Genomic DNA, 22,590 nt, shown 5'->3' on the forward strand with positions numbered 1-22,590 from the left:
GAAGCCGCGCCTGTCTACAGCGCCGACCTTCCCTTGTTGGGCGAACGGCATTGCGCAATGGTAAACGCGGTATTTGCGCTGAATCCTCGGGGCAAGCAGAACGTCCCACGCATTAGGATCGTTTAGGGAAGGAACGAGACGTGAAACTGAAAACGCTACTCCTGGCGGCGTCGTTCGTATCGACGGCGGCCATCGCAATATCCCTCGCGACGTCGGCACAGGCCGGATCGGTCGCCGTCTACGTCGGCTATTTCGATGGTCTGCGCGGCGGCATCGATTTCCCGAACCCTGCCGGCGTGGGCGGAACATTCACGACGGGCGGACACACCTACACGATCAGCAATCTGCTCGGCGATGTGAACGACGCCATGGATGCGGGCGGTGTCATGCTGCTCAACACGGGCGCGACCTCCGTCGTGGTCAACAACCTGGATGTCAGCAACGTAGGCGCCGCTCACGCAGACTTTCAGCTCTGGACGGGTGGCGGCGCGCTGCAACTGGGTAGCGGCCTCAACCTGGCCGCCGGCTCTGGCGCCATTTTCACGTCAACCGCGAACTACAACTTCGACACCAGCGATTTCTCCGGTGCAGCCCTCCAGGCTGGCTTCGATCCCGATACGAATAACTGCAGCGTCGGGGCGATCGCTTCGACCTTAGCGTGTACCTCCACAGCGGCTGCCGTGACCTTCACCATCGATGGCATCGCCTCGGCGCTTGGCGATACCGGCCACGTGCTCGATACGGGCGGCTATGACACCGCGAACTACAGTCACATCCACACCGGTGGTGGCGGGGTGCCGGTGTCCAACACCAACGAGTCCCTCAACTGGCGGCTGATCGGCACGACGGGCGTCAACGATCCGGGCGGCACTGGGGGCGTGCCGGAGCCTGCGAGCTGGGCGTTGATGCTGGTGGGCTTTGGCGGCCTGGGCGCCATGCTGCGCCGCCGGCGGCGGGTCGCGCTCACCGCTTGATCCCACCCGATAGGACGATGGAGCCCCGGCGTTGTTAGAACGCCGGAGCTTATTCATGGGTCGAATGCCGTCGCTTTAAGTTTGCCGCTCTGGAGCGCGAACGCCGCGCCGCTACCGCCGCTGTTCTTCCAGCCGCCCGTCCTTCAGCGCGAAAACCCGGTCCATGTGGCGGGCGAGTTCCAGGTTGTGGGTGGCGACCAGGGCGGCGACACCCTCGCTACGCGCCAGGCCGTAGAGGTTCTCGAACACGGCGGTCGAGGTGGTGGGATCGAGGTTGCCGGTGGGCTCGTCGGCCAGCAGCAGGCGGGGCGAATTGGCCAGGGCCCGGGCCACCGCCACCCGCTGCTGCTCGCCGCCGGAGAGCTGGGCCGGCTGGTGGTCGAGCCGTTCCGCCAGGCCCAGTTCGGTGAGCAGGGTCCGCGCCCGGTCCCAGGCCGCCTTGCGCCCCTGGCCGGCGATCATCAGCGGCAGGGCCACGTTGTCGAGAGCCGAGAACTCCGGCAGCAGGTGGTGGAACTGGTAGACGAAGCCGATGGTGGCCAGCCGCACCCGCGTGCGCTCCCGCTCGGCCAGGTTCGAGCAGTCGGTCCCCAGGATCGATATCCGCCCGGCGTTCGGGTGCTCCAGCAGGCCGGCGGCATGCAGCAAGCTGGACTTGCCCGACCCCGACGGCCCGATCAGGCCGACGATCTCGCCCGGCATCACGTCCAGGTCGACGCCCCGCAGCACGGTCAGCGACCCCGCCGCGGTGACATAGGTCCGCTCCAGGCCGCGGATCGACAGCACCGGCTCACTCATAGCGCAGCGCCTCGACCGGATCGAGACGCGAGGCCCGCCAGGCCGGCGGCAGGGTGGCCAGGAAGCTGACCGCCAGCGACCAGAACACGATCAGCGCCACCTCGGCCCAATCGGTCTTCGCCGGCACATGCGACAGGTAATAGACATCCGAGGAGAACACCGCCTGGCCGGTGACATATTCCACGACGTCCTGGATCTGGTCGATATAGGTGCAGAACAGGATGCCCACCGCCAGGCCCGCCGCGGTGCCCAGCACGCCGACGCTGGCGCCGGCCATGAAGAAGATCCGCAGGATGGACCCCTGCCCCGCCCCCATGGTCCGCAGGATGGCGATGTCGCGGCCCTTGTTTTTCACCAGCATGATCAGGCCGGAGATGATGTTCAGCGCCGCGATGGCCACCACCAGCATCAGGATCAGCCGCATCACCGCCCGCTCGACCTTCAGTGCCCCCCAGAACGAGGAGTCCCGCTGGGTCCAGTCGCTGACCACGGCGGCCGGCCCGGCGGCCCGCGCGATCGGCGCCTTCATGCGCTCAGCGTGGTCGGGATCGGCGACCCGCACCTCGATGGCGTCGGCGGTGTCCTCGCGGCCAAAGAACAGCTGCGCCTGCGGCAGGGCCATGTAGATATAGGCTTGGTCGTACTGGCTCATACCGACACTGAACGTCGCGCCGACCGTGTATGGCTTCTGCAGCGGCGTGCCGCCGAACGCGGTGCTGCCGCCGGAGGGCGAAATCAGGATCAGGGTGTCGCCGACGCCCACGCCCAGCTGCTGGGCCAAGCGTTCGCCCACCACCACCACGTCGCCGCCATAATCGCCAGCCCCGAAACCCCTGAGATTTCCGTGCTTGATGTTGCCGGAGACCAGCGGCGTGGCGCGGAGGTCGCCCGCGCCGATGCCACGCACGATGGCGCCGGTGATCTGGCTCGGGCCGATGGCGATCGCCTGGGCCTCGACGATCGGCGCGGCCTGCAGTACGCTCGGAATCTTGAGAATCCGCGCCGCCGCGGCGTCGCGCTCGGACCCGTCCAGCACCCCGCCGGTGACGAACACATGGCCCTGGAAGCCCAGGATCCGGCTCAGCAGCTCGGTGCGGAAGCCGTTCATCACCGACATCACGATGATCAGCGTCGCCACCGCCACCATGATGCCGACGAACGAGATCAGCGAGATCAGCGCCACGCCGCCCTGGCTTCGCTTGGCGCGCAGGTAGCGCCCGGCCAGCATCCGTTCCCACAGTCCGAAGGGCGGCGCGCGCCCGCCGATCACCGCGCCCGGTTGGCTCACCCGGTGATGGCCCTGAGCGCGGCGTCGAGCGGCAGGGTCTGGCGCTCGCCGCTGCCGCGCGCCTTCAGTTCCACCACGCCCTCGGCCAGGCCCTTCGGCCCGACGATCAGCTGCCAGGGGATGCCCACCAGGTCGGCGGCCGCAAACTTGGCGCCAGGCCGGTCGTCGCGGTCGTCGTAGAGGGGGTCGAGGCCGGCCGCCGTCAGCGTGGCATACGCCGTCTCGGACGCCGCGTCGCAGGCGGCGTCACCGGCCCGCAGGTTCAGCACCGCCGCCCCGAAGGGCGCCACGCTGGCCGGCCAGATGATCCCGCTGTCGTCATGGCTGGCCTCGATGATCGCCGCCACCAGCCGTGAGACGCCGACCCCGTAAGAGCCCATCTGCACCGGCGTGTCCTTGCCGTCCGGCCCGGTCACCAGGGCCTTCATCGGCTTCGAGTACTTGTCGCCGAAATAGAAGATGTGGCCGACCTCGATGCCGCGGGCGGTCATCCGCTTGTCTTCCGGCATCGCTTCGAACCGGGCCGCGTCGTGCATCTCGTCGGAGGCGGCGTAGAGGCTGGTGCGCCGGGTGACCTCGGGCTCCAGGTCGCCGTCCCAGTCGATGTCGGGTCCGGGCGCACCCATCTCGACCAGGTCGCGGTGGGCGAACACCTGGCTCTCGCCGGTGTCGGCCAGGATCATGAACTCATGGCTGAGATCGCCGCCGATGGGGCCGGGGTCGGCCTTCACCGGGATCGCCTTGAGGCCCAGCCGGGCGTAGACGTTGAGATAGGCCAGGAACATCCGGTTGTACGACCGCCGCGCCGCCGCCTCGTCGATGTCGAACGAATAGGCGTCCTTCATCAGGAACTCACGCCCGCGCATCACCCCGAACCGGGGCCTCTGCTCGTCGCGGAACTTCCACTGAATATTGTAAATATTCTTCGGCAACTCCTTGTAGGATTTGATATATCCTCGGAAGATGTCGGTCACCACCTCCTCCGCCGTGGGGCCGTACAGCAGGTCCCGCTCGTGGCGGTCCTTGATGCGCAGCATCTCCTTGCCGTAGTCGTCGTAGCGGCCGCTCTCGCGCCACAGGTCGGCGAGCTGCAGGGTGGGCATCAGGATCTCGATGGCCCCGGCGCGGTTCATCTCCTCGCGCACCACCTGCTCGATCTTCTTCAGCACCCGCAGTCCCAGCGGCAGCCAGGCATAGATCCCGGCCGCTTCCTGGCGGATCATCCCTGCCCGCAGCATCAACTGGTGCGAGACGATCTGGGCGTCAGCCGGCGCCTCGCGAAGCGTCGGCATGAAGTATCGCGATAGGCGCATGGGATTCGGCAGCTTTCAGCTCAGGCGAAGGCGCCCTGATAGCCTTGCCGCGAAGACCTTGGCAACGATGAGGCGCAAGCCGCGCAGGGCGCGCCGGGGCCGTCAGTACCCGCTGGGCAGGTGCGGGAGCTTCACGAGGTTGAAGTGGATGACCACCAGCACGATCAGGAACAGCACCGTCGACACCCAGGTGGTGGTGAAGAACTTCTTCTTCAGCTTCGGGTCCACCGGCGAGCCCGGGTCGGTCCCGTCGCCCCGGTCGATGCCAGCCTCGGCGTGGCTAATGACGCCGATCGGCAGCACGGCGAACAGCACGGTCCACCAGATGGTCAGGTAGATCGCGCTCCAGGTGAGCGGGCTCATCAGTGGCTACCCTTCGGCGTTTCCATGAGCTCGACGAGGACGCCGCCCATGTTCTTGGGATGGACGAAGATCACCGGCGCCTTGTGGGCGCCGATCCGCGGCACGCCGCCGTTCAGGACGGTGGCGCCCTTGGCCACCATGTCGTCGCGCGCGGCGATGATGTCCGGGACCTCGAAGCAGACGTGATGCTGCCCGCCGGCCGGGTTCTTCTCCAGGAAGCCCTTCAGCGGGGAATTGTCGCCATAGGGCTCGATCAGCTCGATCTGGCTGTTCGGCACGTCGACGAAACAGACCCAGACCCCCTGTTCGGGCAGGGCGAATTTCTCGCCGATCTGCGTGGCGCCCAGCATGTCGCGATAGACGGCGACGGACTTTTCGATGGAGGGCGTGGCGACGCCGACGTGGTTCAATCTTCCGATCATCCGGGCGGTATACGCCGCTGCGGGGCTCGGCGCGAGATCACGATGCGGAACCGCGCGCGGCGATTCCGCCGAAGCCGTCGGAGGCGAACACCGCCCCGCTGGCCAGCAGGCCGGCGATCCGCGCCGGCGCGATCCCCCACTCGGCCAGAACCTCCGCCGAATGCTCCCCCAGGTCCGGCGTGGGCCAGCGGAATCCGCCTGGCGTGCGCACGAAATCGGCCACGCCGCGCACGCTGATCATCGATCCCAGCCGCCGGTGCGCCCACATCTCCAGCAGGCCGTTCTCGGCCAGCCAGGGATCCTCCAGCGACTCGGTCCCGCGCAGCGCCGGCGCCGCCGCGACCCCGGCGGCCAGCAGCGCGTCCAGCGTCGCCGCCCGCGCCCGGTCCGCGAACGCCGCCTCCAGGCGCCCGGCCAGCGCCCCATCGCGGGTTTCCGCCAGCGGCTCGGCGCCCATCGCCACGCCCAGTACCCGGCCGAGCGCCGCCGCCTCGGCGTCCGTCTCGCACACCAGCCCCAGCCAGCCGTCGGCGCAGGCGTAGTAGCGGTGCAGCGCGGAGACCCCCAGGCAGTCCTCGCCACCCAGGTCCGGGGCCGGCCGGCCGGCATAGGTCACCGTCTCGCCCAGCTGGAACAGCAGGCTCTGGGCCATCAGGCTGGTGACGATCTCCTGCCCCTCACCGGTCCGCTCGCGGGCGTTCAGCGCCGCGATCACCGCCGCCGTCACCGAGCCGGCCGTGGCCACGTCGTTCACCGCGATGGTGTGCAGGATCGGGTCGCCCTCGCCGCCCTGGGCCGCCATCATCCCGCCCTCGGCCTGCAGCAGCGGATCGAACCCCGGCAGGGCCGCGCGGACGCCCCGGTCGCCATAGGCGTTGATCGAGCACGAGATGATCCGCGGATTAACCGCCTTCAGCGCCGCATAGTCGATCCCCAGCCGGCCGCGCACGCCCAGCCGGTAGTTGTCGATCACCACGTCAGCGGTCTTCGCCAGGTCCAGGAACAGCTCGCGCGCCGCCGGCTGCTTGAGGTTCAGGCCCAGGGCGCGGACGCCGCGATTGTAGACCAGGAACCCGGGGCCATCCGACCGGAACGGGTCCGCCTCGGGCGGCTCGACCTTGACCACCTCGGCCCCCAGGTTGGCCAGCAGCGTCCCGGCATAGGCCCCGGCGATCACCGTGCCCAGGTTCAGCACCCGCACACCGGCCAGCGGCGCAGCGGTCGAGGGCGTCGCCGCCCCGGCCGGTCGCGCCGTCCAGGCCGGCGGCGCGGCCACCGCCTGCGGCAGGGCTCGGATGCTGGGCGGCGTCGCGCGCAGCAGGGCCGGCGGCCCCGGCATCGCCACCTCGCCGAGCTCGGGGTGGACGAAGGTCTTGCGCAGCCCACCCTCCGCCACCGTCGGCCCCGCGAACCAGGCCTCGCGGCGGCTCACCGGGCCGCATGGCACATCATTGGCCTGCAGGTCGGCCAGCCACTCGGCCCGCGTCCGGGTCGAGAACATCTCGATCAGCAGGTCGCGCGCCGCCACCTGATCCAGGTCAAGGGCGTCGAACAGGTCCTCCAGCCCCAGCACCGCGAAGGCCTTGCGGTAGAAGTTGGTGAACAGGGTCCCCAGGAAGAACCACTCCCCGTCCGCGCATTGGTAGAGGCGATAGCGCGGGTTGGCCCCCGGCGGGATGCCGCGCGGCAGCGGCGGCACGTTCAGGAGGCGCAGCGGCCCGTTGACCTCCGAGGTCCCGTGCAGCCCGCTGACCGTCACCGCCTGGCCCAGCCCGCTGCGAGATCGCTCATAAAGCGCGGCGCCGATCGCCGAGGCCCCCATCACCGCCTGGCCGTACCAGAGCAGCGGCAGGACCAGATGCACCGGCTGGTCGGCATAGGCCCCCTGCCGGAACGCCGTGGCGGTCATGCCGGCCAGCAGGCTGTGGTGCGGCTTGAGCTGGCTCCAGCGGCCGCTGGTCCCGTAGGGCGGCATCCAGGCGTGGACCAGCGACGGGTGGGCCTGGGTCAGGCTCGTGCCATCCAGCCCCAGCGCCTCCAGCCTGCCCGGCGTGTGGTCGAACAGCGCCACGTCGGCGCCGGCGATCAGCGTCCTGGCCGCGGCCAGCCCATCCGGCGTCTCGAGATCGAGGGTCACCACCTGCTTGTTGCGGTTCCAGGCCAGGTAGCCCGGCTGGTCCTTCGCCCGATCCCCGCCCGGCGGCTCGACCTTGACCACATCGGCGTCAAAATCGCCCAGCAGCATGGCGGCCATCGGGCCCGCCAGGCCTTGACTGAAATCGGCGATCCTGACGCCCTGGTACGCGGACATTCCGCCTGGCCTCCCCAGCCTGAAGCCGCGCGGGTTCCCGCGTCTGGCCGTGGGCATGAAAGCCGCTGAACAGCGGCGCGGCAAGCCGACGCGTGCTAAAGCGATTGGCGGTTCGCTTGAACCGCCAATCGCTCAAGACTTTTGCTTAGGGACAGACCATTCGCCGTGCTGAGACCGGTCCAACCAAAGCGGCGAATGGTCTAGCGTCGGGAAATGTTCGGAGACAGAGTATGAAGAGCGTCACCCTGGGACCGTTGGGCCAGGTCAGCCGGCTGACACTGGGCGGCGGCGGCATCGGCCAGCTGTGGGGCGAGACCACCTGCGACGAAGCGCTGGCCACCCTGACCGGCGCGCTGGACGCCGGGATCGACTTGCTGGACACCGCGCCGATGTACCTCAACTGCGAGGCCTTCATCGGCCAGACCTTCGGCGGCCGCCTGCCGGCCGGGGTGAAGATCACCACCAAGTGCGGCCTGGGCACGCCGCCGCCCGGCGAGGCCGCGCGCCGCCTGACCGCCTCGCTCGAGGCCAGCCTGGCGATGATGCGGCTGGAGCGGGTGGACGTGTTCTTCCTGCACTCGAACCTGCACGCCGACGGCTATGCCTACGCCCACGGCAACGACCGGCTGGACGCCATGTCCACCAGCCTGTCGATCTACCGCGACGAGGTGGTCCCCGCCTTCGAGGCCCTGAAGGCCCAGGGCCGGATCGGCGCCTGGGGCATCACCGGCATCGGGGTGCCCAGCGCGGTGCTGCCGGCCCTGGCCGACACGCCGAAGCCGGACGTGGTGCAGGTGATCTCGAACCTGCTGGACAGCGCCGGCGCGCTGCGCCGCTTCGCCGAACCGGCCCGCCCACGCGACATCGCCGCCGCCGCCAAGGCCGCCGGCGTCAGCGTCATGGGCATCCGTGCCGTCCAGGCCGGGGCTCTGACAGCCGCGGTGGACCGCACGCTGTCGCCCAACAGCCCGGACCGCGCCGACTTCACCCGCGCCGGTCCGTTCCGCGAGCTCTGCGCACAATGGGGCGAAGATCCCGCCGCCATCGCCCATCGCTACGCCCTGTCCATGCCCAACATCGACACCCTGGTCCTGGGCGTAAAGAACCGCCACGAACTTGCCCAGTGCGTCGGGGCGGAAGCCGAGGGCCCTCTGGACCCGGCCCAGATGGCCGCGATCGACGGGCTCGGGTTGGCGGCGGCGGCGGCAACCTGACCCGCTCATCCCGGCCTTCGCCGGGATGAGCGGAGGAAGGATAGGGGCTAAATCCGCAGCACCGTGGTTTCCACCACCGGGCGGCGGCCCCAGATGCGTTGGCTGGCTTTTTTCACGCCGCGGGAGATGGCCTTTTCGATGCTCTCGTCCAGCTCCAGGTCGTCGCCTTTGAGCCGCTTCAGCGCGGTCTCGGCCTCGTCGGCCAAGTCGTCCAGGACGTCGTCCAGGTGTTCCTCGTTCGCGGTGGGCAGGCCCAGGGCACGGACCTGCGGGCCCGAGACGATTCTGCCCCGACCGTCCAGCACCACCGACACCGCGATCACTCCGTTGAACGCCGCGTGCCGGCGCTCGCGCAGCGCGTCGCCGTTCTCCGGCACCACCACGCCGGCGTCCACATAGAGCCGCCCGGCCGTCACCTCGTCGATGATCTCGGCGCGGCCCGGGGCCAGGCGCACCATGTCGCCGTTGCGCGGCGTCACCTGCTGCGGCACCTGCAGGTCCCTGGCGAAGGCGGCGTGCTCCATCAGGTGGCGGCGCTCGCCGTGGGTCGGCACGGCGATCTCCGGCCGCGCCCAGCTGTACATCTCCGCCAGCTCGTCGCGGCACGGGTGGCCGGAGACGTGGATGCCCGGGTGGTCGCGCTCGGTGTAGAGCCGCACGCCGCGCTCGGTCAGCTTGTTCTGCAGATTGCGGATCGGGATCTCGTTGCCGGGGATCACCCGGCTGGAGAACAGGCAGGCGTCGTTGGCGCCCAGGTTCACGTGCGGGTGGGTCCCCTCGGCGATCCGCGACAGGGCCGCGCGCGGCTCACCCTGGCTACCGGTGCACAGATACAGCACCGCCTTGGGCGGCAGGTGCTTGGCCTCGTTGTCGTCCAGGAACGGCTTGATGTCCTGCAGCATGCCCACCGACTTGGCCGCTGCCGCCATCCGGTGCATCGAGCGACCGACCAGGCAGACGCGCCGGCCGTTGGCCTCGGCCGCGCGGATCACGCTGTCCATCCGCGCCACGTTGGACGCGAAACAGGCCACCGCCACCTTGCCCTTCAGGGTGCCGATCAGCGGGATCAGCTTGTCGCGCACCTCGGCCTCGGACCCGGCGTGGCCGTCCACGAAGACGTTGGTCGAGTCGCAGACCATCGCCAGCACGCCCTCGTCGCCCAGCTTGCGGATGAAGTCCGAGTCGGTCGGCCCGCCCAGCAGCGGGTCCGGGTCGATCTTCCAGTCGCCGGTGTGCAGGATCACCCCCAGCGGGGTGCGGATCGCCAGGCCGTTGGGCTCCGGGATCGAGTGGGTGAGGGTGATCAGGTCGATCTTGAACGGCCCCAGCTCGATCGAGCCGCCCAGCGGCACCTCTGTGATCGAAACCTCGTCCAGCAGGTCCTTCTCCCGCAGCTTCTCGCGCAGGATGAAGGCCGTGAACGGCGTCGCGTAGACGGGCGCCTTCAGCCGTGGCCACAGCCAGGCCACCGCGCCGACGTGATCCTCGTGGGCATGGGTCAGCACGATGCCCAGGATGCGGTGGGCATGCTCCTCGATGAACGCGGGGTCGGGCAGGATCAGTTCGACGCCGGGCGTCGTCTGGTCGCCGAAGGTGACGCCCAGGTCCACCACGATCCACTTGCGATCGTGCGGCGGCCCGAAGCCATACAGGTTGAAGTTCATGCCGATTTCGTTCGACCCGCCCAGCGGCAGGAATACGAGTTCGTCGTCTTGACTACGCTTGGCCATCTATCCCTTCGCCGTGTTCCGGCGGTAAATCTCGAGCATGCCCCGGATCGTCAGATCCGGATCGAAGTGGTCGATGGCGTCCGTTGCGCCATGGAAAAGCGAGGCCACGCCGCCGGTGCCCACGACCGTCATCGGCTTGCCCCATTCGGCCTTGATCCGCGTCACCAGGCCCTCGATCAGGGCGATATAGCCCCAGAAGACCCCCGACTGCATCGAGGCCACCGTATCCTTGCCGATCGCGGTGTTGCCGCGCGGCCGCTGGATCGCCACCCGCGGCAGCTTGGCCGCCGCCTGGTGCAACGCTTCCATGCTGAGGTTGATCCCTGGCGCGATGGCGCAACCCTCCATCCCGCCGTCGGCGGCGATCACGTCGAAGGTGGTCGCCGTGCCTGAGTCGATGACGATCAAGTCGCCCGGATAGACGATGTGTGCGCCGATGGCGTTGACCAGGCGGTCGGCGCCGGCCTCGGACGGCTTCTCGATCCGGATCTCGATGCCCAGGTCAACGTTCTCGCCGATCACCAGCGGCTCCACGTGCAGATACCGCCGCGCCAGGTTGCGCAGGTTGAAAATCGACTGCGGCACCACGCTGGAGATGATGCAGCCGGTGAAGGCGCCCAGCGCCAGACCGGCCATCCCCAGAAGTTGCGACAGCCACACCGCATATTCATCGGCCGTGCGGCTGGAATGGGTGGCCGCCCGCCACTGGGCGATCCACACGGTCCCGTCGTGCACCGCGAAGAGGGTGTTGGTGTTGCCCTGTTCGATGGCCAGCAGCATCTCACACGCCTCCGAAGAACACGTCGCCCGCGGTTATTCGCTCCAGCCCGCCGTCGTCCAGCCGAAGCCGCAGCGCGCCGTCCGTATCCAGGCCTTCCGCCACCCCGGCCAGCGTCCGGTTCGGCAGCCGCGCCTCGCAGCGTTGTCCGATCCCGGTCGCCCGGGCGCTCCAGCTGGCCGATATGGGGACGAACCCCTGCGTTTCCCAGGCGCGGCGCCAGCGCGCGAACGCCGCGGCCAGCACCTCCAGCGCGGCCAGGGGTTGAGGCGGCGGCCCGGCCATGTGCTCGGCGAAGGCGGTGGCCGGCCGCTCCAGGTCCTGCGGCGCGTGGGCCAGGTTCACCCCGATCCCCACCGCCAGCCACAGCCGCCCGTCGGCCCGCACGCCGGACTCCACCAGGATGCCGACGGCCTTGCGGCCCTGCACCAGTACGTCGTTGGGCCACTTCAGCCGCGCCGCGCCGGGACCCAGGCAGGTGTCGGCCAGGTCGCACGCCGCCAGCGCCGCCACGAACGACAGCTGCGCGGCCTCGGCCGGGGGCCGGTCGGTGAGGGTCAGCAGGGTCGCCGCCAGGTTGCCCCGTTGCGTCGACCAGTTCCGGCCCCGCCGCCCGCGCCCGGCGGTCTGCACGCCGGCCGTGATCCACACCGGCCCGACCTCGCCCGCCTCCGCACGGCGGCGCGCCTCGGCGTTGGTGGAATCGAGCTCGTCGTAGGCTTCGATGGGAGGGTGGGCGGTCAAGGCCCCTCCCCTTGCCGCTCATCCCCGCGAAGGCGGGGACCCAAGCTGAGCCAGTGGAGCGGCCACCGCGTCGCGGACTCCCCAGCGTCGTTTGGGTCCCCGCCTTCGCGGGGATGAGCGGAACGGGGTTGCGATCTGATCGTGGTGGTCAATCCCTAGGCCAGGCCGAAGGCGCGGGCCGCGGTGGCCGCCGCGGCGTCCAGGCCCTTCAGGGCCAGGATCACCACCGGGAAGGCGAACAGGGCTGTGGCCACCGCGATGGCGCGCGCCTCGAACGGCGGCTTGTCGGTCGTGCCCGCGCTGCCGTCGAACCACATCGCCTTGATCAGCTTCAGGTAATAGAAGGCCGCGACCACCGAGCCGACCAGCCCGATCACCGCCGGCCCCCAGAGGCCGGCGTTCAGCGCCGCCTTGAACACATAGACTTTCCCGAAGAAACCGGAGAACGGCGGCAGGCCCAGGGCGGAGAGCGAGAAGGCGGTCATCGCGAGCGCGATGCCCGGCTGTTCCTTCATCAGCCCCGCCATGTCGTCGATGGTCTCCATCGGCCGCCCCTTGCGCGACAGCGCCGCCAGGCAGGCGAAGAAGCCGGTGACGTCGATCATGTAGAGCACCATGAACACCAGCATGGCCTGCACGCCCTCGGCGGTGCCCGAGGCCAGGCCCAGCAGCGCGTAGCCGATATTGGCGATCGAGGAGTAGGCCCACAGCCGCTTGAGGTTCTTCTGCACCAGGCCGGCGAACGCCCCCACCGCCACCGAGATCAGCGCCAGCGCCACCAGCACCTGCTGCCACTGATGCGCCGCGCCCGGGAAGGCGTTGGCCAGGACGCGGGTGAACAGCACCATGGCCGCCAGCTTCGGCGCCGCGGCGAAGAACGCCACCACCGGGGTCGGCGCGCCCTCGTAGACGTCCGGCGTCCACATGTGGAACGGCGCGGCGGAGACCTTGAAGGCGATGCCGCAGATCAGGAACACCAGGCCGAACAGCAGCCCGGTATTGGCCCCGCCGGCCGCTGCGATGGCGATCTGGCTGAACACCGTCGAGCCCGCGAAGCCGTAGATCAGGCTGGCCCCATACAGCAGCAGGCCGGACGACAACGCGCCCAGCACGAAATACTTCAGCCCGGCCTCCGAGGCCTTGGCGTTGTCGCGCTGCATGGCCGCCAGGACGTAGAGCGCCAGCGACTGCAGCTCGATGCCGATGTAGAGCGCGATCAGGTCGCCCGCCGCCACCATCATCCCCATGCCCAGCGCCGCCAGCAGGATCAGCACCGGGAACTCGAAGTTGCGCACCCCGCGGCGCTCGAACCAGGCGATCCCCAGCGGGATGGCCACGGCCGAGGCGACGTAGATCGCCACCTCGCCGAACACCGTCCCGGCGTCGGAGACCAGGCTGCCGCTGAACGCCCGGCCGTAGGGCTGGACGGCCGCGGCGATGGCGGCGGCAACCAGGGCCACGACCGCGCCGGCGCCCACCAGCCGCAGCTGGGTCGGTGCGAATGCCCCGGCCACCAGCAGCAGCAACGCGCTGCCGGCCAGGATCAGTTCGGGAAGTGCGAACGCCAGGTTGGCGGAGATGGTCATGAAAGGCCCCTCACCCGCCGGTCGTCGCCTGATAGACCCGCACGAGGTGGTCCACCGAGGCGGCGGTCAGGTTGAACACGGCATTGGGCTGCACGCCCAGGTACAGGGTGGCGACGATCAGCGGCGTGAAGATCGCGATCTCGCGGTTTTCGAGGTCGGTGATGGCCTCCAGCTTGGGATTGGTGATCGTGCCCATCACCACCCGGCGATACAGCGTCAGCATGTAGACCGCCGACAGGATCACCCCGGTGGTGGCCAGGATCGCCGTCCAGGTCGAGGCCTTGTAGGCGCCCACCACCGACAGGATCTCGCCCACGAAGCCGCTGGTCCCCGGCAGGCCGACATTGCCCATCGAGAACAGCATGAACACCGCCGCGTACCACGGCATGCGGTTCACCAGCCCGCCGTAGAAGTCGATCTCGCGGGTGTGCATGCGGTCGTAGATCACGCCGACGCAGAGGAAAAGCGCGCCCGAAATCACCCCGTGGCTCAGCATCTGGTAGATCGCCCCCTGCACGCCCTGGGCGTTGCCGGAGAAGATCGCCATGGTCACCAGCCCCATGTGGGCCACCGAGGAATAGGCGATCAGCTTCTTCACGTCGGTCTGCCGGAAGGCCACCAGCGAGGTGTAGATCACGGCGATCACGCTCATGGCGAAGATCAGCGGCGTGAACAGGTGCGAGGCGTCGGGGAACATCGGCAGGCTGAAGCGCAGGAGGCCGTACCCGCCCATCTTCAGCAGGATGCCGGCCAGGATCACCGAGCCCGCGGTCGGCGCCTCGACGTGGGCGTCGGGCAACCACGTATGAACCGGCCACATCGGCATCTTCACGGCGAACGAGGCGAAGAACGCCAGCCACAGCCAGGTCTGCACGGCGGGGCTGAAGTGGTAGTTCATCAGCTCGGGGATCGAGCTGGTGTGCGCCGTACCGATCATGAACAGGATCGCCGCCAGCATCAGAACCGAGCCTAGCAGGGTGTAGAGGAAGAACTTGAAGGCGGCGTAGATCCGCCGCTGCCCGCCCCATATGCCGATGATCAGGAACATCGGCACCAGGCCGAACTCGAAGAAGACGTAGAACACCACCAGGTCCAGCGCGCAGAATACCCCGATCACCAGGGTCTCCAGCAGCAGGAAGGCGATCATATATTCGTGGATGCGGGTCTCGATCGTCTTCCAGGAGGCCGCGATGCACAGCGGCATCAGGAAGGCGGTCAGCAGCACGAACAGCACCGAGATGCCGTCCACGCCCATCCGGTAGGCGATCCCCGCGAACCAGGGGGTCTCCTCGACGAACTGGAAGCCCCAGTCGTTGGGATTGTAGCGCGCCACCAGCAGCACCGAGAGCGCCAGGGTGGCCAGGGTGGTGACCAGGGCGATCCACTTGGTGGCGTTGATGTTCTTCGCGTCGTCGGCCCTGGCCGTCAGGCGCAGGCCCAGGATCGTGGCCACGCCCACCAGGGGCGCGAAGGTGATGAGGGAGAGAAGCGGCATGGTCATCCCCCTCAGGCGTTCCACGCCCAGAGGGCATAGGTCAGTAGACCCGCGACGCCCAGGAGCATGACGAAGGCATAGTGGTAGACATAGCCGGACTGGATCCGCCCGACGCCCTTGCCCACCTGCACCGACAGCGCCGAGATCCCGTCAGGCCCCAGCCCGTCGATGATCCGCTGGTCGCCGCCCTTCCAGAACAGGTCGCCCAGCCACTGCGCCCCGCGCACGAACGTCGCCTGGTACAGCTCGTCGAAGAACCACTTGTTGTAGAAGAACTCGTAGAGCGGCCCGCCCTGCGCGGCCAGGCGCGCGCCCATTCCCTCGCGCAGGATGTACATGTAGGCGGCGACCAGCAGGCCTACGACCGAGACGATCAGCGGCGACTGGGCGATCCACCAGGGCGCCTCGTGCTCGACCAGCACGTGGTTGTTGGCGGCGGCGAAGATCGCGCCCTTCCAGAACGCGATGTGGTCAACGCCGATGAACTTCTCGGTGAAGGCGAAGCCCGCGAACACCGCCCCGATCGACAGCAGGATCAGCGGCAGGCGCATGGTCCAGGGGCTCTCGTGCGGCTTGTGCTCGTGGCCGCGCCCATGGCCGGCGTGATCCGGCTCGGCGTGCGTGTCCGCATGGGCGTGGTCGCCATGGGTGTCGTCGTGCACGTGGTCGCGGTTGTGCCAGTGATGCTCGAGGTCCTCGCTCGTCCACCGCGCATGGCCGTTGAAGGTGAAGAACGCCAGCCGCCAGGAATAGAAGGCTGTCAGCCCGGCCACGAACACCGCCATCACGAAGGCGAAGTAGCCCAGCGGGTCGCCCGCCGCCCCGGCCGAATAGGCCGCGCGGATGATCGAGTCCTTGGAATAGAAACCGGCGAAGCCCAGCTCCAGGCCCGGGATGCCCAGGCCGGTGATGGCGATGGTCCCGATGGTCATCACCGCGAAGGTCACCGGCAGGTACTTCGCCAGCCCGCCGTAGCGGCGCATGTCCTGCTCGTGCGCCATCCCGTGGATCACCGAGCCGGCGCCCAGGAACAGCAGCGCCTTGAAGAAGGCGTGGGTGAAAAGGTGGAACATCGAGGCCTGGTAGGCGCCGACGCCCGCGGCCATGAACATGTAGCCCAGCTGCGAACAGGTCGAGTAGGCGATCACCCGCTTGATGTCGTTCTGGGTCAGCGCCACCGTCGCGGCGAACAGCGCCGTCACCGCGCCGATCACCACCACGATGTGCTTGGCCACCGGCGCATATTCGAACATCGGCGACAACAGGCAGACCATGTAGACGCCGGCGGTCACCATGGTCGCCGCGTGGATCAGGGCCGACACCGGGGTCGGGCCCTCCATGGCGTCCGGCAGCCAGGTGTGCAGGAAGAACTGCGCCGACTTCCCCATGGCGCCCACGAACAGCAGCGAACAGGCCAGGTCGACCAGGGCGAAGTGGCCGCCGGCGAAGTCCCAGCCGCGCGGGACCGAGGCGCCGATCTGCGGGAACAGCGGCGCGAACTGGATGGTCCCGTAGGCCCAGAACACGGTCATGATGCCGAGCGCGAAGCCGAAGTCGCCGACCCGGTTGACCACGAAGGCCTTGATCGCCGCGGCGTTGGCGGTGGGCTTGTGGAACCAGAAGCCGATCAGCAGGTAGCTGGCCAGGCCCACGCCTTCCCAGCCGAAGAACAGCTGCATGAAGTCCGAGGCGCTGATCAGCGCCAGCATGGCGAAGGTGAACAGCGACAGGTAGCTGAAGAACCGGGGCTTGGACCCGTCCTCGGCCATGTAGCCCCACGAATACAGGTGCACGAGGGACGAGACCGTGGTCACCACCACCAGCATCACCGCGCTAAGCCCATCCAGCCGGAACGACCAGTTGGAGACGAAATTGCCCACGGTGATGAACGGCGCATAGGTCACCAGGAACGGCTGCAGCCCACCCCAGGTCCATTGGCTGAACACCACCCACGACAGCACGGCCGACAGCATCAGGAAGCCGGTGGTCACCGCCATCGAGACCGTGTCGCCCAGCCGGCGGCCGAACAGCCCGGCCACGGCCGCGCCGATCAGCGGGCCGAACAGGATGATCGTGACGAGGAGCTTGGGATCCACGAACGCTAGCCCTTCATCATCGAGGCGTCGTCCACGGCGATGTCGCCGCGGTTGCGGAAGAAGGTGACGAGGATGGCCAGGCCCACGGCGGCCTCGGCGGCGGCCACGGTGAGCACGAACATGGCGAAGATCTGCCCGGTGACGTTGCCCAGGAAGACCGAGAAGGCCACCAGGTTGATGTTCACGGCCAGCAGCATCAGCTCGATCGACATCAGGATGACGATGATGTTCTTGCGGTTCACGAAGATGCCGAACACCCCGATCGTGAACAGGATGGCGGCCACCGCCAGGTAGTGGGACAGGCCGATGCTCGTCACTCGCCGATCCCCTCGCCTGACCCGATTCCTTCGCCAGAACGGGGGTTGACCATGCGCATGCCGGTGGCGGGGGTCCGCAGCACCTGGTTCATGATCACCTGCCGCTTTACGCCGGGCTTGTGGCGCAGCGTCAGCACGATGGCCCCGATCATCGCCACCAGCAGCACCATGCCCGCCGCCTGGAAGAAGTAGACATAGTCCGTGTAGAGCACCCGGCCGATCGCCTCGGCGTTGGTCACGCTGACCCCTGCGCCTGATGCCAATGTCCCTGAGGCCATCGGCCCCAGGCTGGCCTTGGCCGCCCCGCGGGTGGCCACCGTGGTGGAGACCAGGATCATCTCCACCGCCAGCACTGCGGCGACCAGCAGGCCGACCGGCATGTAGCGCGCGAAGCCCTGCCGCAGCGACGCGAAGTCCACGTCCAGCATCATCACCACGAACAGGAACAGCACGGCGACGGCGCCGACGTAGACGACCACCAGCAGCATCGCCAGGAACTCCGCCCCCAGCAGCACGAACAGCCCGGCGGCCGAGAAGAAGGCCAGGATCAGCCACAGCACCGAGTGGACCGGATTGCGGGCCGAAACCACGCAGAATCCGGCCACCAGGGTGATGGCGGCCATCAGATAGAATGCGATCGCCTGCAGGGCCATTTCGGCTCTCTAAAGTCCTTCGAATTACGCTTTAGAACGGGGCGGCGGAATCGCGCCGCGGGGTTTAGCGGTACGGCGCGTCCAGTTCCATGTTCTTCGCGATCTCCCGCTCCCAGCGGTCGCCGTTGTCCAGCAGTCGCGCCTTGTCGTAGTAGAGCTCCTCGCGGGTCTCGACCGAGAACTCGGTGTTCGGGCCTTCGACGATGGCGTCCACCGGGCAGGCCTCCTGGCAGAGGCCGCAGTAGATGCACTTGACCATGTCGATGTCGTAGCGGGTCGTGCGCCGGCTGCCGTCCGCGCGCGGCTCGGCCTCGATGGTGATCGCCTGGGCCGGGCAGATCGCCTCGCACAGCTTGCACGCGATGCAGCGTTCCTCGCCGTTCGGATAGCGGCGCAGCGCGTGCTCGCCGCGGAACCGCGGGCTCTGCGGGCCGCGCTCGTGCGGGAACTGCACCGTCTTCTTGGGCGCGATCATGTACTTCATGCCCAGGCCGAAGGCCCCGACGAAGTCCAGCAGCATGGCCCCTTTGAACGCCTGTCCGATCCGGCCCAGCATCACTTGTCCTTCTCGCAGGCGTAGTCTTCCAGGTGCTGCGCGTCGCCGTTGCGTTGCAGCTTCAGGTGACCGCCCTTGGCCGCGCATTTGGCGGTGGCGTCCTTCAGGTCGTCATAGGTGGCGATGCCGCCGTTGTGGCCGGCGCCGACCCCGCCCATGTTCGAGCAGGCGCCGAGCGCCACGGCCGCCAACATCACCGCCGCCAGGACCGCTGCTGTCCGCATCATGCGCCGAACCCCGTGTAGACGCGCCATCCCGCCACCACGGCGACGGCCACCAGCGAGGTCGGCAGGAACACCTTCCAGCCCAGCCGCATCAGTTGGTCGTAGCGGTAGCGGGGGACGATCGAGCGCACCATCGCGTTCATGAAGAACACGAAGAAGGTCTTGATCGCGAAGATCACCAGGCCGTGCAGGCTGGCGATCCAGGCAAAGGGCACGTGGTCGAGGTAGGGCGTCGGCCAGGGCGCGTTCCAGCCGCCCAGGAACAGTACCGCCATCAGCCCGCTCATCAGCACGATGTTCGAGGTCTCGGCCAGGTAGAACAGCATGTAAGGCGTAGAACCGTATTCCACGGCATAGCCCGCTACGAGTTCGGACTCGGCTTCCGGAAGGTCGAACGGCGGACGATTGGTTTCCGCCAGCCCGGAAATGAAGAAGATCACCCCCATGGGGAACATGATCAGGATCAGCGGCAGGTTCTTCCACCCGCCGCCGAACATGTTCCAGTTCCAGAACCAGCCGGCCTGGGCCTGGGTGATCTGGTTGAGGTTCAGGCTGCCGCTCAGCAGGATGACGGTGATGATCACGAAGCCGATCGAGACCTCATAGCTGACCATCTGCGCCGCTGAGCGCAGCGCGCCCAGGAACGGGTACTTCGAGTTGGACGCCCAGCCGCCCATGATGATCCCGTAGACGCCCAGGGACGACACGGCGAACAGGTAGAGCACGCCCACATTGATGTTGGAGACGCTCCAGCCCGGCGCGACCGGCATCACCGCCCAGCCGCCCAGCGCCAGCGTGACGCTGATCAGCGGCGCCAGCAGGAACACCGGCTTGTCGGCGCCCGCCGGGATCACCAGCTCCTTGATCAGGAACTTGCCCAGGTCGGCGAACGACTGCAGCAGGCCGAACGGCCCGACCACGTTGGGCCCCTTCCGGGCCTGCACCCCAGCAAAGATCTTGCGGTCGCCATAGATCACGAAGGCGATGGTCAGCAGCAGGACCACCGTAATCAGCAGGATGTGGGACACCGTCCAGATCGTCCAGCCGACGGGCGTGTTGAAGAATTCCATCAGAGCGACACCCCCCGACCGCTCATCCCGGCGAAGGCCGGGACCCAGATCGCAAGGCGCTGGCGTTCGGCGCGAGACGCGCTGCGCGCATCGAGCCCAGTCCAGAGTTTTTCCATTTGAGTCCCGGCGTTCGCCGGGATGAGCGGAAGGTCATTCATGCCCCTACTCCGCCGCGATCTTGGTCGCGCTCGAGGCGAGCGAGGCGCATTCGGCCATCGTCACGCTGGCGCGGGCGACGGGATTGGTCAGGTAGAAGCTCCGCGCCGACCCGGCGAACGGCGCGTCCGACAGCGGCCCCTTTGCCCCCAGCGCGCCTAGGTCGATCGCGCCTGGCGTCGACGGCACATAGTCGATGCGCCCAAACGTGGGATGGTCGGCGAACAGCTTCGCCCGCAGCTGGTCCAGGGTGTCGTAGGGTAGCTTGGCGCCCAGGCGCTCGCTGAGCGCGCGCAGAATCGCCCAGTCCTCCTTGGCCTCGCCCTTCGGATAGACGGCGCGCAGGCCCATCTGCACTCGGCCCTCGGTGTTGACGTAGAGCCCGTTCTTCTCGGTGTAGGCCGCGCCCGGCAGGATCACGTCAGCGCGGTGCGCGCCCGCGTCGCCGTGGGTGCCGAGGTAGACCACGAAGGCGTCGGTCCGGCTGAGATCGAGCTCGTCGGCGCCCAGCAGGATCAGCACGTCCGCCCCACCCTTGGCCACCAACTCGCCGGCCGTCTTGCCGCCGTCGGCGGGCACGAAGCCGAGGTCGAGGCCGCCAACCCGGCTGGCCGCGGTGTGCAGCAGATTCCAGCCCATGTTGAAGGCCTTGGCTACCCCGGCGGCGGCCTGCAACACGGCTGCGCCATCGGCCCGGCTCAGCGCGCCCGCGCCGACGATGATCGCCGGCGCCTTGGCCGCCTGCAGCACGTCCATGAACGCGCCCTTGGCCTTGCCCAGGCCCGACAACGCCGCAGGCCCAGCGCCCAGGTAGTCGTACTGGTAGGTCAGGTCGGCCGCCTCGCCGATCACCCCTATCCTCAGCGCCCCGGCCATCCAGCGCTTGCGCAGCCGCGCGTTGAGCACCGGTGCCTCAAGCCGCGGATTGGTCCCGACCAGCAGGATAACGTCAGCGTCTTCAAGGCCCTGGATCGTCGAGTTGAGAAGCCAGCTTTCGCGCTGGCCCCCGCCCAGCGCCATGCCGTCCTGGCGGCAGTCCAGGCTCTTCACGCCCATGCCACCGAACAGGTCGAGCGCCGCCTTCATGGACTCCGCGTCCTGCAGGTCGCCGGCGATCACCCCGATCCGGTCCGGGCTTGCCGCCTGGAGCTTGGCCGCCACCGCGTCGAACGCCTCGGCCCAGCTTGCCGCCCGCAGCCGTCCGCCCTCGCGGAGGAACGGCCGGTCCAGACGCTGCCGCGCCAGCCCGTCCACCGCATAGCGGGTCTTGTCGGAGATCCACTCCTCGTTGATCGCCTCGTTGGTGCGCGGCAGCACCCGCAGCACCGCGGCGCCGCGAGCATCCACCCGGATCGCCGAGCCCAGGGCGTCCATCACGTCGACGCTCTCGGTCTTCTTCAGCTCCCAGGGCCGCGCGTTGAACGCATAGGGCTTGGACGTCAGCGCGCCCACCGGGCACAGGTCGATGATGTTGGCCGACAGCTCCGACATCACGGCCTTGTCCAGATAGGTCGTGATTTCAACGTCTTCGCCGCGACTTATCAGACCGATCTCCGGCACCCCGGCCACCTCGGTGATGAACCGGACGCAACGCGTGCACTGGATGCAGCGGGTCATGACCGTCTTGATCAACGGCCCCATGAACTTCTCTTCGACCGCGCGCTTGTTGTCGGCATAGCGGCTGTCGTCGCGGCCATAGCCCATGGCCTGGTCCTGCAGGTCGCACTCGCCGCCCTGGTCGCAGATCGGGCAGTCCAGCGGATGGTTGATGAGCAGGAACTCCATCACCCCGCGCCGCGCCTTCTTCACCATCGGCGTGTCGGTGAAGATCTCCATGTTCTCGGCCGCCGGCAGCGCGCAGCTGGCCTGCGGCTTCGGCGGCCCGGGCTTCACCTCGACCAGGCACATGCGGCAGTTGCCGGCGATGCTCAGCCGCTCATGATAGCAGAACCGCGGGATTTCTTTCCCCGCAAGTTCAGCCACTTGCAGGACATTCATCCCAGCTTCGAACTCGACCTCGACCCCGTCGACCTTGGCGATAGGCATCAGGCGGGCTCCGACTTGTTAGAAGCCTTCTTGGCCCCCAGCGTCGCTAGCACGGCGAGACCCAGGATCGTGACGAATGGCCCAATTTTTTCAATAAGATGCAGGAACAGTAGAAAGGTGCCCACCACTCCGTTTCCCGCAAACAGCCTTACGGCAGGCACCGCATAAATCGCGGCGGCCAACCCGACCAAGATCCACGGCAGGCTCGAGACCAACCAACCCCGCCCCATTCGAAATCCGACCGCGGTAAGCAAAGCCATCGGCGCTAGCGCGAGCACCGCACGAACGGCAGCCTCAGACATCGGCTCTGGAGGATAGAGAGTATAGCCGCTCATTCGCCCTACTCCGCCGCGATCGTGGCGCCGGCATAGCTGCCCTTGCGCGCGCGGTAGGTGTTGATGCGTTCCTCCACTTCGTGGCGGAAGTGGCGGAACAGGCCCTGGATCGGCCATGCGG

Annotated in this window: 22 protein-coding genes; 2 read left to right on the top strand and 20 right to left on the bottom strand. The window is 68.3% G+C overall.

Features of this window, described 5'->3' with window-relative positions:
* Positions 1-140: 140 nt before the first annotated feature.
* The gene (locus Q0R13_RS19170) at positions 141-974 is read left to right on the top strand and encodes a PEPxxWA-CTERM sorting domain-containing protein (protein ID WP_293906964.1); all 834 of its coding nucleotides are present in this window, start codon (positions 141-143) and stop codon (positions 972-974) included.
* Between the two features lie 111 nt (positions 975-1,085).
* On the opposite strand, the gene Q0R13_RS19175 is transcribed toward Q0R13_RS19170, so the two are convergent.
* The 6 genes from Q0R13_RS19175 to Q0R13_RS19200 form a co-directional block, all read right to left on the bottom strand.
* Positions 1,086-1,772: an ABC transporter ATP-binding protein gene (locus Q0R13_RS19175; RefSeq protein WP_293906965.1), complete on the bottom strand. Its 687-nt coding sequence runs from the start codon at positions 1,770-1,772 to the stop codon at positions 1,086-1,088.
* A complete protein-coding gene (locus Q0R13_RS19180) occupies positions 1,765-3,000 on the bottom strand; it encodes a lipoprotein-releasing ABC transporter permease subunit (RefSeq protein WP_293906989.1) in 1,236 nt (411 codons plus the stop codon). The genes Q0R13_RS19175 and Q0R13_RS19180 overlap by 8 nt, the downstream gene beginning before the upstream one ends.
* 56 nt (positions 3,001-3,056) lie before the next feature.
* Entirely contained in the window at positions 3,057-4,373 is a 1,317-nt protein-coding gene (gene proS / locus Q0R13_RS19185) for a proline--tRNA ligase (protein WP_293906967.1), read from the bottom strand.
* A 102-nt stretch (positions 4,374-4,475) separates the two neighbouring features.
* A complete protein-coding gene (locus tag Q0R13_RS19190; protein WP_293906968.1) occupies positions 4,476-4,736 on the bottom strand; it encodes a DUF1467 family protein in 261 nt (86 codons plus the stop codon).
* The gene (mce, locus tag Q0R13_RS19195) at positions 4,736-5,158 is read right to left on the bottom strand and encodes a methylmalonyl-CoA epimerase (RefSeq protein ID WP_293906969.1); all 423 of its coding nucleotides are present in this window, start codon (positions 5,156-5,158) and stop codon (positions 4,736-4,738) included. Before mce ends, Q0R13_RS19190 begins: the two co-directional genes overlap by 1 nt.
* Before the next feature lie 37 nt (positions 5,159-5,195).
* The gene (locus Q0R13_RS19200) at positions 5,196-7,469 is read right to left on the bottom strand and encodes a CoA transferase (protein WP_293906970.1); all 2,274 of its coding nucleotides are present in this window, start codon (positions 7,467-7,469) and stop codon (positions 5,196-5,198) included.
* Positions 7,470-7,699: 230 nt separating this feature from the next.
* Between Q0R13_RS19200 and Q0R13_RS19205 the strand changes: the two genes are divergently transcribed.
* Positions 7,700-8,683, top strand: a complete 984-nt coding sequence (locus tag Q0R13_RS19205) for an aldo/keto reductase (RefSeq protein WP_293906971.1) — start codon at positions 7,700-7,702, stop codon at positions 8,681-8,683.
* A gap of 47 nt (positions 8,684-8,730) precedes the next feature.
* Here Q0R13_RS19205 and Q0R13_RS19210 read toward each other — a convergent pair whose 3' ends face one another.
* The 14 genes from Q0R13_RS19210 to Q0R13_RS19275 all read right to left on the bottom strand — a co-directional run.
* Complete coding sequence (locus Q0R13_RS19210) at positions 8,731-10,413, bottom strand: ribonuclease J (protein WP_293906972.1); 1,683 nt, start codon at positions 10,411-10,413, stop codon at positions 8,731-8,733.
* Positions 10,414-11,193 carry a type III pantothenate kinase gene (locus Q0R13_RS19215; RefSeq protein WP_293906974.1) on the bottom strand — a complete coding sequence of 260 codons (780 nt, stop codon included), beginning with the start codon at positions 11,191-11,193 and terminating at the stop codon, positions 10,414-10,416. It lies immediately after the preceding gene.
* Between the two features lies 1 nt (position 11,194).
* Complete coding sequence (locus Q0R13_RS19220; RefSeq protein ID WP_293906976.1) at positions 11,195-11,935, bottom strand: biotin--[acetyl-CoA-carboxylase] ligase; 741 nt, start codon at positions 11,933-11,935, stop codon at positions 11,195-11,197.
* A gap of 155 nt (positions 11,936-12,090) precedes the next feature.
* A complete protein-coding gene (gene nuoN / locus Q0R13_RS19225; protein ID WP_293906978.1) occupies positions 12,091-13,521 on the bottom strand; it encodes an NADH-quinone oxidoreductase subunit NuoN in 1,431 nt (476 codons plus the stop codon).
* Positions 13,522-13,531: 10 nt separating this feature from the next.
* Complete coding sequence (locus tag Q0R13_RS19230; RefSeq protein ID WP_293906979.1) at positions 13,532-15,022, bottom strand: NADH-quinone oxidoreductase subunit M; 1,491 nt, start codon at positions 15,020-15,022, stop codon at positions 13,532-13,534.
* Positions 15,023-15,027: 5 nt separating this feature from the next.
* Complete coding sequence (nuoL, locus tag Q0R13_RS19235) at positions 15,028-17,112, bottom strand: NADH-quinone oxidoreductase subunit L (RefSeq protein ID WP_293906980.1); 2,085 nt, start codon at positions 17,110-17,112, stop codon at positions 15,028-15,030.
* 5 nt (positions 17,113-17,117) lie between these two features.
* Positions 17,118-17,420, bottom strand: a complete 303-nt coding sequence (gene nuoK / locus Q0R13_RS19240; protein ID WP_293906990.1) for an NADH-quinone oxidoreductase subunit NuoK — start codon at positions 17,418-17,420, stop codon at positions 17,118-17,120.
* A gap of 5 nt (positions 17,421-17,425) precedes the next feature.
* Complete coding sequence (locus Q0R13_RS19245) at positions 17,426-18,082, bottom strand: NADH-quinone oxidoreductase subunit J (protein ID WP_293906981.1); 657 nt, start codon at positions 18,080-18,082, stop codon at positions 17,426-17,428.
* Positions 18,083-18,146: 64 nt separating this feature from the next.
* Positions 18,147-18,638, bottom strand: coding sequence for an NADH-quinone oxidoreductase subunit NuoI (gene nuoI / locus Q0R13_RS19250; RefSeq protein ID WP_293906983.1), 492 nt, complete (start codon positions 18,636-18,638; stop codon positions 18,147-18,149).
* On the bottom strand, positions 18,638-18,865 hold the full coding sequence (locus Q0R13_RS19255) for a hypothetical protein (RefSeq protein ID WP_293906985.1): 228 nt from the start codon (positions 18,863-18,865) through the stop codon (positions 18,638-18,640). The genes nuoI and Q0R13_RS19255 overlap by 1 nt, the downstream gene beginning before the upstream one ends.
* Complete coding sequence (nuoH, locus tag Q0R13_RS19260; RefSeq protein WP_293906991.1) at positions 18,862-19,935, bottom strand: NADH-quinone oxidoreductase subunit NuoH; 1,074 nt, start codon at positions 19,933-19,935, stop codon at positions 18,862-18,864. Before nuoH ends, Q0R13_RS19255 begins: the two co-directional genes overlap by 4 nt.
* Positions 19,936-20,094: 159 nt before the next feature.
* Positions 20,095-22,134: an NADH-quinone oxidoreductase subunit NuoG gene (nuoG, locus tag Q0R13_RS19265; protein WP_293906986.1), complete on the bottom strand. Its 2,040-nt coding sequence runs from the start codon at positions 22,132-22,134 to the stop codon at positions 20,095-20,097.
* A complete protein-coding gene (locus Q0R13_RS19270; RefSeq protein WP_293906987.1) occupies positions 22,134-22,469 on the bottom strand; it encodes a hypothetical protein in 336 nt (111 codons plus the stop codon). Before Q0R13_RS19270 ends, nuoG begins: the two co-directional genes overlap by 1 nt.
* Positions 22,470-22,474: 5 nt before the next feature.
* On the bottom strand, positions 22,475-22,590 hold a 116-nt coding region (locus Q0R13_RS19275; RefSeq protein WP_293906992.1), incomplete at its 5' end, for a hypothetical protein.

This window comes from Phenylobacterium sp. (assembly GCF_025351295.1).
Classification (GTDB): domain Bacteria; phylum Pseudomonadota; class Alphaproteobacteria; order Caulobacterales; family Caulobacteraceae; genus Phenylobacterium.